At 68.2% G+C, this 1,462-nt stretch carries 1 protein-coding gene; it reads right to left on the bottom strand.

Translation table 11 applies throughout. The features are described 5' to 3' along the window. Positions 1–1,246, bottom strand: a 1,246-nt coding sequence (locus tag KO516_RS13875) for a DUF6880 family protein (RefSeq protein WP_216004382.1), incomplete at its 3' end; no start/stop codon positions are given. Positions 1,247–1,462: the final 216 nt, after the last annotated feature.

Raw genomic sequence — 1,462 nt, 5'->3', positions numbered from 1 at the left:
CGATCATCGCGCGCCACAGCAGGACGGCCTGCAGCGGGTGCTGCGTCAAAAGCGCTTCGGCCAAGGGGGTCAGCACTTCGTAATCGTCGCCGTCGATTTCGGCGTGGCGGGCATCGATCAGCTGCGCAGCCAGCGCCAGATCCCCGCTTGCAAGGCAGAAGGCCAGCGCCGCGTCCACCGGTTTGAAACTCCGCACCACCTCGCGCGCGGCATCCTGTGCCTCGATGTCCTCGAAGTCCGGCAGGCGTTTGAGATGCTGGCGCAGGGCGTCCGGGCAGAGGCAGGTCTCGAAGCGCTGCCAGAGCGCCGCGCGCAGTTCGTCCTCGCGACCAAGCGCGGCGAGGCAGGCAAAATGCACCTCATCCATCTCGCGCGGGTCCAACCAGTCGCTGTCATAGGCGTCGATGGCGGTGCGGATCAGGGTCAGCGCGTCCGCGGCGCGCCCCGCCTCGAGCAGGCGCGTCGCCGCCGCGGGGGCGATGGTGTGGTAGGTCAGCTGGTCGGGCGTGTATTTCGCCAGCCATGCGTCGACGTCGCCCTGCTGGTCGGCCACGTCCTGCAGGATGATGTCCAACGTGCGGTTCCGGCTCTCCAAGGCGCGGGCCTCACGGGCGGACGGGTCGGAAAGGTAGGTGTAGAATGCCAGGTCCGCCTCGGTCAGGGGCGCCTGACGTGCGGTCTCGGCCCGAGCTTTCAGCGCGGCGAGGCCGGTCTCTCCCAATGCCGGAGCAAGCGCCTCGATGGCGCGGTCGAAGGCGCCGTAGCCGTCTGTCGACATGGCCTCGAAAATGTCGTCCGCCAGCGCCTCGGAGTTCTGCGCCAGCTTTGGCGCGATGCGCCCGATGGTGGCCATCGCCTCGCGCATCGCATCACCGATGGTGCCCCAGCTGTCATCGCTGCGCTCATGAATGCCTTCGGCGAGGTGCAGCTGCGTCCAGAGCAGGTCAAAGGCCTGGTCCGGGGCCTCTGGGGCGATGCGGGTCTCGATCTGCCGGGTGAGGTCGTGCAGCTCCTGCCCCAGCGTCTTCTGGGCCTTGCGCGCAATGAAGCTGCGCCCCCGCCGGATCGACGCGAAGCGCTTGCGCACATCCGCCGCGATGGCCTCTGGCCCCTGCTCCGCGCTCAGGGCCATGCGCACCCGGCGCTGGCGCGCGGCATCGCCCTTGACCGCTTCGAGAAGCAGCTCGGCCAGTGCATCAGGCCCCAACGCCGCCAAGTTCGCCTTGTTCAGAGCCTTGCCGGCCATGCATGTCTCTCCTCGATCCGGACCATTGGTCTGTCTTGTTTTGATCGGGCGAAAGTATTGCGGCTCGGGGCGGTGAGGACAAGGATGGCCATTCTTCGTATCCGCTCCGGGCTCACGTTGCCGAACCGGATCGCGGCATAAGCGGTTGCAACCGGCGTCGCCTCGACCGGGCGGCGGGGGGCTATATACGCCAAGGGGCGCCCCGGTCAGGGCGCC

Origin of the sequence: Citreicella sp. C3M06 (assembly GCF_018860705.1) — a bacterium.
Classification (GTDB): Bacteria; Pseudomonadota; Alphaproteobacteria; order Rhodobacterales; family Rhodobacteraceae; genus Salipiger.
Note: the sequence above shows the minus strand (reverse complement) of the source record. Positions and strands in the feature narration are given on the sequence as shown.